Source organism: Mycobacterium sp. Soil_C_30 (genome assembly GCF_057656995.1).
Genome location: NZ_JBDGJH010000008.1, coordinates 100,097 through 113,826 on the forward strand (window position 1 = coordinate 100,097; position 13,730 = coordinate 113,826).

Genomic DNA, 13,730 nt, shown 5'->3' on the forward strand with positions numbered 1-13,730 from the left:
GCGCGCGATGATTCCCGCGGTGGGGTCAGGCCGCCCTGCCGGTCTCGGACCGGTGTTCCCGGGACGGCGAGGTGTCCGGCTCGGTGTCGTCGGAGGTGTCGGGCGCATCCGCGGTGCTCTCCGTCGAAGCGTGCTCGTCACGCGCGTCCTCCGCATCGCCGTGATCGTCGTCGGCCGGGCCGTCGGGTTCGGCCGGGTCGGTACCGGTCGGGGATTCTTCGGCGAGCCGGCGGACCTCAGGGTCGCGTCGGTCGCGATCCGGGCGATGTAACGCAGCAGTGCTGCCCCGCTCGACGGTTGGCTCGATGGCGGTGTCCGGCTCCGGCTCCGGCGCGCTGAGGACGCCCACGGTGGGACGCTGCGGTTGTTCCGGTGGTGGTGGTGTCTGTGCCGCACTGATTTTCGCCTGCGCGTCCCGCAGGCCGGTGTCGAATGCCGTGACCAGATCGGCGCCCAACTCGGCGAGGTCGATGCGCGGGAAAAGCCCGAAGGTGGTGGGGACGCCGTATTCGATCTCGCGGTCGTATCCCAGCTCTACGAGCACCCGCAGGGTGGGTTCGATCAGTGCCACAAGTGGTTCCGTGATGGCGGTGGCACCCAGCGCGACGCCCAGATCCCGCAGCGGCTGTACCAGGGGCAGGTTGCGGATCGGGATCGTCACGTAGGTGGTGTCGCCGAGAGTCTGTCGGTTGTTCGGGTCCTGGATCGCCGCTTGGAACTCCTCCTCGGTGTAGCCGTTGCGGGCCAGCAGGTAATCGCCGTGCACGTTGATGCCGATGATCGTGTTGAGCAGGGCGAACGGATTGAGCGGATAACGCGGGAAATCCGCGGCGATGTCGTATTGGAAGGCGATGTCTGTGGTGGGGATGCCCACATCCGTGGGTGTCCCGCCGCTGGCGGTGAACTCCAGGACGGGAATGGTCAGGGGGTAGAAGCGGGCCAGCAGGCCGCCGTTGGGCCGGTGGGGATTCCCGATCAGGACTATCTCGAGGTTGTCCCGGAGCGCTGGAGGTGCGGAGGCGAGACGGCGCTTCACCTCGGTGACCGATGTCGCGCTCTGCGAGCTGCCGAAGAGGACCACGGCCTCGTCGGGATACGCGGACCGCTGTTCGCGCAGTGCGGTTTCCATACTGACCACGCCAGCGGCTGCGGAGCGGTCGTAGGTCAGTGCTTCCCAGCCGCCCCACTGCGGCACCGGCCAGAACTCGGCCGGGTAGTCAACGCCCTGCAGCCGGCAATCAGCGATCTCGCACGACGTTTCGGGGTCCAGGAAGTACTGGCGAACTTTCGGCAGGTAGTCGCCCAGCTCGGCGGGTCTGGGCTGATCGGTGCCGCCCATGACCAGCGCCGTTACGGCAGCGGCTGTGGGTGTGGGGACCGCTGGTGCCCCGCCGAGCACCACGGCTGCGGCCAGTGCCAGCAACGCACTGCCGATCCGCCGTGGTGTTGCGCCGTATGTCGCCATCCTCGCCTCCGAAAATCACGAGTCAGCGTGAACATAATGCCCGTGGTGGCGGTTCGGCCCGAATATCGTACGAACGGACGACATCAAGACGGCTGTCGTGGCATGTTCCGGCGACGCGGACTTTGCCAGGGTTGTCGCGCCGTGGTCATCAGCTAGGTTTGCCGTTGGCTACGGATTCAGTCTCCGTTCATCACCCTGAAGCGATTTGCGGATCCCGCCTCGGTGCGTCCTGGGTCCGCAATTGCGCCGCGAAGCGCGCGCGGCGCGCTGACCTGCACCGTCGTCGGCTCTGCAACGGCGGCCTGATCCGGACACGCATCCGCGGATTCCCACGGAATCCGTAGCGCCTCCTTCTCCCGGAGGCGGCGGCGCCAGCGAACGACCCAGAAACTCCCTGAGGCGGTCTGCGATACGCCGAATTAGTGGTGACGGGCCCGCTACCAGCGCTGCGGGCGGTGTGCGTCGGACACGCTCGAAACGGGGGGTGTGATTCGCGCCTCATTTTCTTTGCGAAGCTAAGAATTTGATAATTAAGAGTAGTCGAAGAATTTGCGCCGGGCGGTTAGCTGTATCGACGTCAATGCTTGTCAAAGGCGTGAAGCAGATAGCTGCCAGCAAACAACACGATTGCATAACGGCATGGTCTGAGCAGGTCCTGAATGCATTCCGCCCGACTGACCACCAGGTTTGTCAGGAACGGAAATGACGCCGTTTTGCGCGGCTACACTCGACCGGGATCAGCGCCCACGTGGCGCTCTACAAGACGGGAAACGCGACACTGCCGCGACCGTCACCAAGGAAGGCCTGGACAACATGGCAAACAAAGTGGCGAATGTGGACGATGTGACTGATGCGATCAGCGGCTTGGTCGAGGCCGACCGCGGCCAGCGGAAGGCGCACTGGCGCCCCGCCCCGCACACCATGCCGACGAACATGCTGCGGTCGCACCTGCACCGGGTGCCGAAGGTTGCCGCAGAAGTTGCCGAGCCGGTGGTCGGCAGCGCTGCCCGTTCCGTCGACGGCGCCGAGACCAGCTTCGCTGCGGTCGGTCGCGCCGCCGTCGGATCGGGTGCCATCACCGCGATGGCGGCCAACGCTTTCGACGGCCGCCTCTACGTCGCGAACTTCGCCGACGACGCCGTGGCAGTCCTCGACGGTCACACACTCTCGGTGGTGTCGACCATCACCGACGTGCCCGAGCCCTATGCGCTGACCGTCACGCAGGGGCGCGCCTACGTCAGCGCGCTCGACTGCGGACAGGACGTGGTGGCCGTGCTGGACGCCGAGTCGGTGGTGGGTAGCCACCCGTTGAGCGACACCGTGCAGGACGTCGTGGTGGACCGTGAAGGCCGCCAGGTGTACGTCGCCCGGACCGGCGATGACGGCGCCGATGTCGCGGTCATCGACACCACGACCGGCGGGGTCCGGATCGTCGAGCTGATCAGCCGGCCCGGCGAGGCGGCCCACACCCTGCGCCTCAGCGGTGACGGACGCACCTTGTTCGTGACCACCACCGACCAACTCGGCGGCCGCTTGGTGGCGATCAACACCGCGGAGCTGCGGGTCATCGACTCGCTGACCGTTGTCGAACCCATCCGCGGCCTGGCTGTCAGTCACGACGGCGCCACGGTGTGGGTGGCCACCGACGATGCACAGGCCGGGGGACTGGTGGACGCGGTGGACATGCGCTCGCGTCGTCTGCTGGGAACCGTGTCGGTCGGCAGCGCCGTTCGACAGCTGATGCTCAGCGCAGTCGGCGACCGGGTGTACGTCGTCACCGAGGAATCCGTCGTGGTGGTCTGCGCGAACTCCCACGAGATCGTGGACGGTATCGATACCGGAGCGGCGCCGTCGTGTGTCGCCGAGAGCGTGGACGGCAGCCGGCTCTACATCGCCGACTTCGAGGGGCGCGTGGCGCTCTACTCGGTGGCCTCGGCCACGCCGTCGCTGCTGGCCCGGATGGCGACGCCGGAGGCTCTGGCGGGTCCGGCGGCACGAGAGCTGGAGCGCGCGGGGGTCTAGCGGAGCGACCGATGCCGGCCGAGGGACGAGGCCGGCGCTAGGTGCAGTTCAGCGAGACCGAGATCGTCTGGCTGGTGATCACCCGGACCGCGCCGGGTTCATCGTCGCCGACGACGCCGACGTACTCGCTGTTGGTCTGCGGATTCCGCACATTGGTCACCACACAGTCGGCCAGCGGTCCGGCGCCCACCCGGTCGATGTTGACGGTGTAGCCCTGGGCCTGAAGATTCGCAATGGTCTCGGCGGCGGTCTGATCTGCCGCTGCCACCCCGGCCGGACCGGCGAGCAGGCCGAACCCGGCCGTCGCCAGCGCTGCGATTGTCATTGCCGTACGCATAACCGTCTCCTTGGATTGCACCCCGGCGATCACTACTGAAAATACATCGCTGCGCCGCTGTGGAACGTTGCTGTTCAAGCCCCACGCGGTGCGTACATGATGACCGCGACGCCGAGTAGGCAGATGAGGGCGCCGGTCACGTCCCAGCGGTCGGGCCGGAAGCCGTCCAGCGCCATGCCCCATGCCAGGGATCCGGCCACGAACACCCCGCCGTAGGCGGCCAGGATGCGACCGAAATTGGCGTCGGACTGCAAAGTGGCGACAAATCCGTAGATGCCCAGCGCGGCGACACCCAGCCCGATCCACACCCAGCCGCGATGTTCGCGCACGCCCTGCCACACCAGCCAGGCCCCGCCGATCTCGAATACCGCCGCCACTGCGAACAACAGGACCGACTTGGCAACCATCACGGCGGCCAACCTATGCGATCAGGGCCCACCGATAGGCGCTGCGCGGTATCCGCGCGCCGAAATCACCGGTGCGCGGGCTTGGTTTCCGGTGGGGTGTCATCGCCTTCGGCCTGATCCGGCTGGGTGCCGGCGCCGCTGGTCTTCATAGCGGGATCGCCGTCGGGGTCGATGCCGGTGGTGTCGTCCGGACGCCCGCTGTCGTGTGATGTCATGCGCGGCGCGTACCCGCTGCCGCGCGGTCCAACCGGTGTGCTCAGCGTTCGGCGCGTTGATAGGCGGTGACGACGGCCGCCCCGCCGAGACCGATGTTGTGCTGTAGCGCGGCGCTGACGTCGTCGACCTGACGTTTGTCCGCCGTGCCGCGCAGCTGCCAGGTCAGCTCGGCGCACTGGGCCAGGCCGGTGGCCCCCAGCGGATGGCCCTTGGAGATCAGTCCGCCGGATGGGTTGACCACCCAGCGGCCGCCGTAGGTGGTGTCGTTCTTGTCGATCAGCGCCGGAGCCTCACCCTCGCCGCACAGTCCCAGGGCTTCGTAGAGCAGCAACTCGTTGGCCGAGAAGCAGTCGTGCAGTTCGATCACCTGGAAGTCTTCGGGGCCAAGCCCGGATTGGTGGTACACCTGTTGTGCCGCTTGCACATTCATGCCGTAACCGATGATGTTGCGGGCACTGCCGTCGAAGGTGCTGGCGAAGTCGGTGGTCATGGCCTGCCCGACGATCTCGACGGCCTGACCGGCCAGGCCGTGCTTGTCGACGAAGGCCTCGCTGGCCAGGATGGCCGCACCGGAGCCGTCGGAGGTGGGGGAGCACTGCAGCTTGGTCAGCGGGTCGGAGATCATCCGGGCGCCGAGGATGTCGTCGAGGGTGTACTCGTCCTGAAACTGGGCGTACGGGTTGTTGACCGAATGCTTGTGGTTCTTGTGGCCGATCTTCGCGAAGTGCTCGGCGGTGGTTCCGTATTTCTTCATGTGCTCGCGCCCGGCGGCGCCGAACATCCACGGTGCCACCGGGAACGCCATCTCGTCGATCTCGTTGAGCGCCACGATGTGACGCATCATCGGCGACTCACGGTCATCCGCGCCGCCGCCCAGGGATCCCGGTTGCATCTTCTCGAAACCCAGTGCCAGCGTGCAGTCGGCCAGCCCGCCGCGGATGGCCTGTGCCGCGAGGAACAGCGCGGTGGATCCGGTGGAGCAGTTGTTGTTGACGTTGACGATCGGGATGCCCGTCATGCCCAGTTCGTAGAGTGCACGCTGCCCCGATGTCGAGTCACCCGAGCAGTAGCCCACATAGCCCTGCTGGATCTCGGTGTAGTCGATGCCGGCGTCCTCGAGCGCCTTGGTGCCCGACTCCTTGGCCATCTGCGGGTAGTCCCAGCCCTCGCGGCGGCCGGGCTTCTCGAACTTGGTCATACCGACGCCGACGACGAACACTTTGTTGGGCATGAGCACAAAACATACAGATGGCAGCCGGTTTCGTGTAGACCTAAATAGAACGTGTTCTAACTGTCTCCAGGAGGGTTCGGTGGCGCTCAAGGTCGTGCAGTGGGCAACCGGAGGCGTGGGCGTCGCCGCCATCAAAGGGGTGTTGGAACATCCCGACCTCGAACTCGTCGGATGCTGGGTGCACGCGGAGTCCAAAGACGGCAAGGACGTCGGCGAACTCATCGGCACGGAGCCGGTGGGTGTCCGGGCCACCACCAGCGTCGACGACATCCTGGCCCTGGACGCCGACGCGGTGATCTACGCTCCACTGCTGCCCAACCCCGACGAGGTGGCGGCCCTGCTGCGGTCGGGCAAGAACGTCGTCACTCCCGTCGGTTGGGTCTATCCGAGTGAACGCCAGGGCGCCGCGCTGGCTCGAGCCGGCGCCGAAGGTGGCGCCACGCTGCACGGCACGGGTATCGCGCCCGGCGGGATCAGCGAGAAGTTCCCGTTGCTGCTGTCGGTGATGTCCACCGGGGTGACGTTTGTGCGGGCCGAGGAATTCTCTGATCTGCGCACATATCTGGCACCGGATGTGGTGCGCCATGTCATGGGTTTCGGGGACACCCCGGACAAGGCACTTTCAGGGCCGATGCAGAAGCTGCTCGACGGTGGATTCATTCAAGCGGTGCGGATGATCGTCGACGGGATGGGATTCAGGGCAGACCCGAAAGTGCGTGCCACGCAGGAGATCGCGGTGGCCACGGCCCCCATCGACTCGCCGATCGGCGTGATCGAACCAGGGCAGGTAGCAGGCCGCAGATTCCACTGGGAGGCGCTCGTCGACGGCGAGCCCGTTGCCCGGGTGACGGTGAACTGGCTCATGGGTGAGGAAAACCTGGATCCGGCTTGGGATTTCGGCCCCGAGGGTCAGCGCTACGAGATGGAGATCAAGGGCAACCCGGATTTCACGGTCGTGGTCAGGGGCTTCCAGTCGGAATACGGTGCAGACGACGAGCACGAAGCCGGTGTGGTGGCCACCGCCGCGCACTGCGTCAACTCGATCCCGGCGGTGTGCGCCGCCAAGCCCGGGATCGCCACCTACTTCGATCTACCGCTGTTCTCCGCCAAGGCAGCCCCACATCTGGCCAGACCGGCACACCCCTGATGTGGTTGGCGAACGGCGAGGCGGGTATCCGCTCGTCATGTCTTCCAAACGTTGGGGGTGGACACGGCACCTCGCCGTGCTCGGTGGTTTCGAGATGATTTTCGCGGGTGTGGCCGCAGTGGGGATTTTCCTGACCGCGGCGGCGCTCGGAGTACTCAGTGGTGCGGTCGCCGTCGCCGCGACCGCAGTGGTGTTGTTGGTGATGGGCATGCTGCTGCTGCGGTCCAGCTCAAAGGGCGGCGGGCTGTTGGATGCCCGCCGCACCAAGCTGCGCCGGCTGATCTACAAAGCGCAGTACCGGCAGCACTGATCAGCTGCTGGGTGTCTGCCGGTCCGCGTCCGGGTGGGTCTTGACGTACTCGGCCTCGACCCGGCGCACGCGCCGGCGTTCCTTGCTCAGCCAGCCGAAGCCGGCGAACGCCAGCACCGCGGCGATGACGACTGCGACGACCCCCAGGATGGGGTGGCCCGCGGCGAACCCGAACAAGCCGATCACCAGCGACACCACCGCCAGACCGATGGCGATCAAGGCGGGGAATGCCCTGGTGTTCTTCATGTTCTGGCCGGCATGTTTGCGTGTGGTCCGGACATGATCGACAGGATCATCGGCCTTGTTACCCATTGGCTCTCTCCTTGTCTGGACGCCCTTCGATTGCGGGTGTTTTGTGCGTACCCGGCGGCCTTGAATTGAAACGGTGCGCTGAGGGTCGGGCATGACCTTTCATCACGGTGAGGCGAGCGGTCACCGAGCGTCAATTCCGAAGTGGCACACTCGACAACCGTGACGAACAAGCGCGGACTCGTGTTGGCCGGCGGTGGTCTGGCCGGTATCGCCTGGGAGACCGGCGTGCTGTTGGGCATCGCCGACGAAGAACCCGAAGCCGCCGCCGCGGTGCTGCGCAGCGATGTGCTGGTCGGTACCTCCGCCGGGGCGGCGGTCGCCGCCCAGATCAGCAGTGGTGTGCCGTTGCCGGAGCTGTTCGACCGGCAGGTCGCGGGAACGGTCCGCGAGATCGACCCCGGCATCGGAATCGAGGCGATCACCGAGCTGTTCATCACGGCCATGCTGGTGCCGGACACCACCCGCGAGCAGAAGCTGCAGCGCATCGGGGCCATCGCCACCAAGGCCGACACCGTCGCCGAGCCGGTCCGGCGTCAGGTGATCGCCGATCGGCTGCCGTCCCACGAGTGGCCGGACCGAACGCTGCGGCTCACCGGTATCGACGTCGAGACCGGCGAGCTCACGGTTTTCGACCGCCACAGCGGGGTGTCGCTGGTGGAGGCGGTGGCAGCCAGTTGCGCGGTGCCGGGTGCGTGGCCGCCGGTGACCATCGGGGGACGGCGCTACATGGACGGCGGGGTGGGCAGCACCGTCAACATGTCGGTGGCCTCGGACTGCGACGCGGTACTGGTGCTGCTGCCGTCGGGGGAGAACTCACCGTCCCCGTTCGGCGGCGGCGCCGCCGAGGAGATCAGAGCTTTCCCTGTGCCGACGCTGGCGCTGTTCGCCGACGAGGAGGCCTTGTCGGCCTTCGGCGCCAATCCGCTGGACCCGCAGTGCCGCAAGCCTTCTGCAGTGGCCGGACGAGCGCAGGGGCGGCGCTGCGCCGCGGCGGTCGCCGAGTTCATCAGCCGTTAGGCCGACGGCTCGACGTCCGGTAGGTGCAGCGAGTCGAACGCAGCGACCGCCAATTCCTGCCCGATGTCGATCACCTCGGCGGCGCGGTGGAACTCCAGGCTGCGGCACGCGGTGCGGGGAACTTCGATCAGCAGGTCGGGCGGGTACGCCGCCAGGGTGTGCCGGGCCAGCGCGGCCTGGGCGATGTCGATGGTCCGGTTCATCACCTCGAAGCTGCCCAGCTTCGGTGCGGGAGATTCCTTGTCGGCGTCCACCAGCTCGTCGTCGCTGGAGGTGGTGAACCGGCTCAGTACCGACTTGGCCGAGGGGGTGTCGAGTACCGACCGCGCGGCCTTGGTGTCCAGCAGCGCCGATGTGCTGCGCCACACCCGGTTCATCCATTCGGTGCCCGCCCGGCTTTCGACGGCGGCGGCGGGCTGGCGAGGATCGTTGCCCGCCAGGCTGATTGCGATCGTCAGGTCGGCGTTGACCGCGGAGATGGGCGCCATGGGCAGCGGGTCCAGGATTCCACCGTCGGCCAGGAGCCGGCCGTCGAGCACGTGCGGGGTGATCACGCCCGGGATGGCGATGGAGGCGCGGATGGCGGCGTCCACCGGGCCGCGTTGCAACCACACCGATTTGCCGGCGATCAGGTCGGTCGACACCGCGGTGTAGGGGATCGGGAGGTCCTCGATGGTGACGTCGCCCAAGATGTCACGGACCGAATCGAGGATCTTCTCGGCCCGCAGCACGCCGGCCGCGCTGATCGACGGATCCAGTAACCGCAACACCGCGCGTTGGGTCAGCGACCTCGCCCAGTCGGTGTACTCGTCCAACTTGCCTGCGGCGTACAGTCCGCCGACCAGCGCGCCCATGGACGACCCGGAGATCCCGACGACCTGATGGCCGCGGTCGAGCAGTTCGTTGATCACCCCGATGTGGGCGTAGCCGCGCGCCCCACCACTGCCAAGGCACAGCGCCACCCGCATCGCTACATTCTGGCGTGATTCGCCGCAGCCGCAATGGGTAACCCCTGTGTCCGTGATCGGGAAACTTCGCAGCGTGGTGCTCGACTGCAGGAATCCGCGGCTGCTGGCCGCGTTCTACGCCGAGCTGATCGGCGGGCAGGTGCAGATCGACGACGAGACCTGGGTGGTGCTGACGGATCCGCAGAACCGCCGGCTGGCTTTCCAGCTGGCCCCGGAGCACGAACCTCCGGTCTTCCCCGACCGGCGCGGTTCGCAGCAGTTCCATCTCGACATCGAGGTCGACGATATCGAGGCCGCCCAGGCCAAGGTGCTGGCACTGGGCGCCAGCCGCGTGACAGATGCGTTGGACGAGAACGATTTCCGGGTGTTCCGCGATCCGGCCGGTCATACGTTCTGTCTGGTGTTCAACGTCTGATCACCGGGACCAGCAGCCGCGGTTCGCGCCCGTCACCCCACTGCAGCGTGCACGTGCCGCGCGGGCCCGGTGCGTACGCGGCGGGCATCTGGCCGGTCAGCGGGTTCGTCGGCCACAGCCACCGGCCGGCCACCACCAGGCGCACCTGCTCGCCGGCCCGGAACAGCGTCGACGAGGGGCCCAACGGAATGTCCACCTGCACCACCTCACCGGCGTGCATGGGCCGGGGGTGGCGGTAGGTGGGCACCGGTTCGAAGGGGGTCGACGTAGCCTCGTCCAGTTCGCGCATCGACGCCTTCAGCCATCCCGTCGTCACCCGGTCACGGCCGAAGCCGTAAGACCCTTCGAAGGCCACATACTCTGTCCCACGCCACTTTTCGACGCCGACGAAGAGGTCCACATCGTCGGCACCCGTCATCGACACGAACAGCCGGACAGTCATGGGTCCGGTCAGCTCCGTGTCGGACGGGACCGTCCACCCGAAGCGAGCGCCACCGGTGCGGGTGTCGAAACTGATCGCACCCGCGGTCTGCGGTACGGCGGTGGTGAGCCCGTCGGAGCCCAGGTACAGCGGTGTCCACCGCGTCGACGGCAGCGGCCAGCTGTCCTCGTCGCGGACCGCGGCGATCCGGTCCCGGCTTTCGCGCACTTCCAGGCGCACCGCAGGCAGCGGCGGGTCTTCGGCGTTGCGCAGATGCCGGTTCAGGAAGCTGAGCTGTGCGGCTCGGGCCTCGTCGGAGTAGAACGTCGCCCACTTACCGGAGCGGTGGGTGTACAGATGCCGATCGGGGGAGCCGATGTTCTGGTATCCGCGGATCGAGCCGCGGCTGTGCAGGTTGTTGTCCGAGAAACTGCCACAGATCAGGGCGGGCACCTCGATGGCGCCGAGGCCCGGTGTCACCGATTCCCAGAACTCGTCGCGCACCGGGTGTTTCTTGTTCTGCTGCGCGATGTCGTAGGTCAACCGGTTGTTCTTCAGCCCCCGCGCCCACATCTTCACGAAGCCCACCTCTTGGATGCCGCCCGGCCGCAGTAGATCGCGGTACGGATCGGTCATGCCCTCCCACGGCACGATCGCCTTCAGGTGAGGGGGCTTGTGCGCCGCGGCATTCCATTGCGAGATGGCCAGATACGAGACGCCGATCATCCCGACCGCCCCCGTGCTCCACGGCTGGGAAGCCGCCCACTCGATCAGATCGCGGGTGTCCTCACCTTCTGCACCGGTCAACAGCGAGCCCACTCCGTCGGAGGTGCCGCACCCGCGCAGATCGCAGTTGACCACCACGAATCCGTGTCCGGTCCACCAGGCGGGATCGGGTGCCTCCCAGCTGGTCAGTGACGAGAACCGGACCCGCGCGGTCTGTCGCAAGACCCGGTACTGGAACGGAATGGTGTAGCCGCGCCCGAAGCGGCGTCGGCGGGGGAGGTTGTCCTTGCCGTAGGGATGCGCGCACAGCAGCACCGGGAAGGGCCCGTCGCCGGGTGGCCGATACACGTTGACGCGCAGGACGGTGCCGTCGCGCACGGTCACCGCAACGTTGTTGTCGATCACTACCGAACCAGGCGGCGGGTCGTAGACCTCGACCGTGGGGCGGGCGATCCGGTGAATGCGGGTCAGTGCGTATCGCAGCGCGCCGGGCCGGCGCCAGGGGCGATCGGGTGCAGCAGCGTCGGCGCTCATAGTTTCACGCTACGTTGAAACTAGTCTCAACGCAACGGGAAACTCGCGGTTACCATGACAGCCATGGCGAAGAAGCCGGCAACACCCGGCCCCAGGGACGAGCGAGGGGTGTTGGCGGCACGCATCCTGCGGGCCGCGCGGGACGCTTTCGCCGAAACGGGCTGGGCCGGCACCACCATCCGCTCGGTGGCGCGGGCCGCCGACGTCGACCCGGCGCTGGTCTACCACTACTTCGGCTCCAAAGAGGCCCTGCTCGACGCGGCCACCGCACCGGAACCGCGATTCCTCGAGCGGGTCGCAGCCACCTGGACGGTCCCACAGCCCGAACTGGGCCGCGCTCTGGTCGAAGTGCTGCTGGCCAACTGGGCCGACGACGAGATCGGCCCGTCGCTGCGGGCGGTGCTGCAGACCGCGGCACACGAACCCCGCACCCGCGAAAAGCTGCGGCTCGTGGTGGAGCGCAGCTTGATGGGGGTGTCCCAGCTCGGCGCCGACGAGCGCGACCGACTGGTCCGCAGCGGACTCATCGCCTCGCAGCTGATGGGCTTCGCGCTGATGCGGTTCGTGTGGAAGATCGAACCGGTGGCGTCGATGAGCGAAGCCGAGGCGGTCGACGCCCTGGCGCCCACCTTGCAGCGGTACATCGAAGGCGATCTGACGGGTCGTTGAGCGGGCTTCCGCTCAGCGTGATTGGAACTCGCCGATCACCCGCACTCGTCGTTGGCGGCACCGTTGACGGCCATCACCACGCCGGCCTGCTGGGCGGGTGTCAGCTGTGCCCACGTGGTGTCGAACGTGCCGGGACCGACGGCGCCCGGAGCCTGCAGCACCTTGAGGTAGGCCTCGGCCAGAGTTTGCGGGTCGCCTTGCTGACCCTCCATCCACAGCTTGGCTGCTCGGCACGCCTGCCCGTACTGCGATTCCGTGGCGTCGGCCGGAACATCCACCTTGGTGGTGACCCCGCCGGGGGACACCCCGACGGCCTCCGGCGGGGTGGGCTCGGCCGGCAACGGCGGCAGATCCGAGGTCGTCGTGGGGCTCGACGTGGCCGGCGCAGACTCGTCGCCCCGTTCGTCTCCCGAGCACCCGGCGACCGCCAGGATGACCGCGCCGGCCCCGATGGCCGCAAGCACGTGGCTGCACATGCCGACCAATCTATGCAACACTGTCCGACGTGATGAAGCGCATCGGATTCCGGGAGTGTTGTCGGGCTCGTTGAGCCACCCCAACCCCATCCGCTGCCGTCTCCTGGAGCTTCATTCCCATGACCGTCGTCGCGCCGTCACCCCTGCACGTCTCTGATATCCCGTCCGTCTCCGGACCCACCCGCCTGCGTCTGCCGGATCTGCTGCATGCCACCGACCGCACCGCCAACGACGTCCTCGAAGGGCGTTACAACCACCTGTTGCCGCCGGGCGGGGTCCCGACGGACCGGCGCTGGTTCACCCGCGTGCACGGTGACGACGAACTGGACGTGTGGCTGATCAGCTGGGTGCGCGGCCACGCCACCGAGCTGCACGATCATGGCGGCTCGCTCGGTGCGCTCACCCTGTTGTCCGGCGCGCTGGACGAATTCCGTTGGGACGGAGGCCAACTGCGTCGTCGTCGGATCGAGGCCGGCGACCAGGCCGCTTTCCCGCTCGGCTGGGTGCACGATGTGGTGTGGGCGCCCAGCACTCCCGTCACGATCAGTGAGCCCACACTGTCGGTGCACGCCTACTCACCGCCGCTGACCGCCATGTCCTACTACGAGGTGACCGACCGGAGTACGCTGCGCCGCAAGCGCACCGAACTCACCGATCACCCGGAGAAGGAATGACCAGCCGCGTAGACACCCTCCTCGAGACCGCCCGCGCGCGGCTGAACCGGATCGAAGCCGCCGACGTGCCCGAAGCCGTGGACCGGGGGGCGCTGCTGGTCGACATCCGTCCGGCGGCATTGCGCGCCCGCGAAGGCGAGGTTCCGGCGGCCCTGGTGATCGAACGCAACTACCTCGAATGGCGCTGCGATCCCACCAGCGATGCGAAGATCCCGGAAGCCACCGGTGACGATGTGGAGTGGTTGATCCTCTGCTCGGAGGGCTACACCTCGAGCCTGGCCGCCGCAGCTCTGCACGACCTCGGTTTGCACCGCGCCACCGATGTGGTGGGCGGCTACCAGGCGTTGGCCGCGGCCGGGGTGCTGGACAAACTGACGTAGCGG

Annotated in this window: 17 protein-coding genes; 8 read left to right on the forward strand and 9 right to left on the reverse strand. The window is 67.4% G+C overall.

The window, feature by feature from the left end:
- Positions 1 to 25 precede the first annotated feature (25 nt).
- Positions 26 to 1,465 carry a PE-PPE domain-containing protein gene (locus AC3A6P_RS16975; RefSeq protein ID WP_487692826.1) on the reverse strand — a complete coding sequence of 480 codons (1,440 nt, stop codon included), beginning with the start codon at positions 1,463 to 1,465 and terminating at the stop codon, positions 26 to 28.
- Between the two features lie 813 nt (positions 1,466 to 2,278).
- On the opposite strand from AC3A6P_RS16975, the gene AC3A6P_RS16980 reads away from it, so the two are divergent.
- Entirely contained in the window at positions 2,279 to 3,487 is a 1,209-nt protein-coding gene (locus AC3A6P_RS16980) for a YncE family protein (protein ID WP_487692827.1), read from the forward strand.
- Positions 3,488 to 3,524: 37 nt separating this feature from the next.
- On the opposite strand, the gene AC3A6P_RS16985 is transcribed toward AC3A6P_RS16980, so the two are convergent.
- From AC3A6P_RS16985 to AC3A6P_RS17000, 4 genes are all read right to left on the reverse strand, one after another.
- Positions 3,525 to 3,824, reverse strand: a complete 300-nt coding sequence (locus AC3A6P_RS16985; protein ID WP_487692828.1) for a hypothetical protein — start codon at positions 3,822 to 3,824, stop codon at positions 3,525 to 3,527.
- A gap of 74 nt (positions 3,825 to 3,898) precedes the next feature.
- Positions 3,899 to 4,231 (reverse strand): YnfA family protein, encoded by a 333-nt coding sequence (locus tag AC3A6P_RS16990; protein WP_487692999.1) that lies wholly within the window; start codon positions 4,229 to 4,231, stop codon positions 3,899 to 3,901.
- 65 nt (positions 4,232 to 4,296) lie between these two features.
- Positions 4,297 to 4,446, reverse strand: a complete 150-nt coding sequence (locus AC3A6P_RS16995) for a hypothetical protein (protein ID WP_487692829.1) — start codon at positions 4,444 to 4,446, stop codon at positions 4,297 to 4,299.
- A 41-nt stretch (positions 4,447 to 4,487) separates the two neighbouring features.
- Positions 4,488 to 5,678 (reverse strand): lipid-transfer protein, encoded by a 1,191-nt coding sequence (locus tag AC3A6P_RS17000; RefSeq protein ID WP_487692830.1) that lies wholly within the window; start codon positions 5,676 to 5,678, stop codon positions 4,488 to 4,490.
- 79 nt (positions 5,679 to 5,757) lie between these two features.
- Between AC3A6P_RS17000 and AC3A6P_RS17005 the strand changes: the two genes are divergently transcribed.
- Positions 5,758 to 6,825: an NAD(P)H-dependent amine dehydrogenase family protein gene (locus tag AC3A6P_RS17005; RefSeq protein ID WP_487692831.1), complete on the forward strand. Its 1,068-nt coding sequence runs from the start codon at positions 5,758 to 5,760 to the stop codon at positions 6,823 to 6,825.
- 37 nt (positions 6,826 to 6,862) lie between these two features.
- Complete coding sequence (locus AC3A6P_RS17010) at positions 6,863 to 7,135, forward strand: hypothetical protein (RefSeq protein WP_487692832.1); 273 nt, start codon at positions 6,863 to 6,865, stop codon at positions 7,133 to 7,135.
- Here the strand turns inward: AC3A6P_RS17010 and AC3A6P_RS17015 are convergent, their stop codons facing one another.
- Positions 7,136 to 7,447 (reverse strand): protein UsfY, encoded by a 312-nt coding sequence (locus tag AC3A6P_RS17015; RefSeq protein WP_487692833.1) that lies wholly within the window; start codon positions 7,445 to 7,447, stop codon positions 7,136 to 7,138.
- Between the two features lie 159 nt (positions 7,448 to 7,606).
- Here AC3A6P_RS17015 and AC3A6P_RS17020 point away from each other — a divergent pair, with 159 nt between their 5' ends.
- Entirely contained in the window at positions 7,607 to 8,464 is an 858-nt protein-coding gene (locus AC3A6P_RS17020) for a patatin-like phospholipase family protein (RefSeq protein ID WP_487692834.1), read from the forward strand.
- Here the strand turns inward: AC3A6P_RS17020 and AC3A6P_RS17025 are convergent.
- Positions 8,461 to 9,432 carry a patatin-like phospholipase family protein gene (locus tag AC3A6P_RS17025; protein ID WP_487692835.1) on the reverse strand — a complete coding sequence of 324 codons (972 nt, stop codon included), beginning with the start codon at positions 9,430 to 9,432 and terminating at the stop codon, positions 8,461 to 8,463. The genes AC3A6P_RS17020 and AC3A6P_RS17025 overlap by 4 nt on opposite strands.
- A gap of 46 nt (positions 9,433 to 9,478) precedes the next feature.
- Between AC3A6P_RS17025 and AC3A6P_RS17030 the strand changes: the two genes are divergently transcribed.
- On the forward strand, positions 9,479 to 9,847 hold the full coding sequence (locus AC3A6P_RS17030) for a VOC family protein (protein ID WP_487692836.1): 369 nt from the start codon (positions 9,479 to 9,481) through the stop codon (positions 9,845 to 9,847).
- Here the strand turns inward: AC3A6P_RS17030 and AC3A6P_RS17035 are convergent.
- Positions 9,837 to 11,528 (reverse strand): CocE/NonD family hydrolase, encoded by a 1,692-nt coding sequence (locus tag AC3A6P_RS17035; protein ID WP_487692837.1) that lies wholly within the window; start codon positions 11,526 to 11,528, stop codon positions 9,837 to 9,839. The genes AC3A6P_RS17030 and AC3A6P_RS17035 overlap by 11 nt on opposite strands.
- 63 nt (positions 11,529 to 11,591) lie before the next feature.
- On the opposite strand from AC3A6P_RS17035, the gene AC3A6P_RS17040 reads away from it, so the two are divergent.
- On the forward strand, positions 11,592 to 12,197 hold the full coding sequence (locus AC3A6P_RS17040; protein WP_487692838.1) for a TetR/AcrR family transcriptional regulator: 606 nt from the start codon (positions 11,592 to 11,594) through the stop codon (positions 12,195 to 12,197).
- Positions 12,198 to 12,232: 35 nt separating this feature from the next.
- Here AC3A6P_RS17040 and AC3A6P_RS17045 read toward each other — a convergent pair whose 3' ends face one another.
- The gene (locus AC3A6P_RS17045) at positions 12,233 to 12,673 is read right to left on the reverse strand and encodes a lipoprotein LpqV (RefSeq protein ID WP_487692839.1); all 441 of its coding nucleotides are present in this window, start codon (positions 12,671 to 12,673) and stop codon (positions 12,233 to 12,235) included.
- 119 nt (positions 12,674 to 12,792) lie between these two features.
- Here AC3A6P_RS17045 and AC3A6P_RS17050 point away from each other — a divergent pair, with 119 nt between their 5' ends.
- Positions 12,793 to 13,347, forward strand: coding sequence for a cysteine dioxygenase (locus AC3A6P_RS17050; protein WP_487692840.1), 555 nt, complete (start codon positions 12,793 to 12,795; stop codon positions 13,345 to 13,347).
- Positions 13,344 to 13,727, forward strand: a complete 384-nt coding sequence (locus tag AC3A6P_RS17055) for a rhodanese-like domain-containing protein (protein WP_487692841.1) — start codon at positions 13,344 to 13,346, stop codon at positions 13,725 to 13,727. Before AC3A6P_RS17050 ends, AC3A6P_RS17055 begins: the two co-directional genes overlap by 4 nt.
- Positions 13,728 to 13,730: the final 3 nt, after the last annotated feature.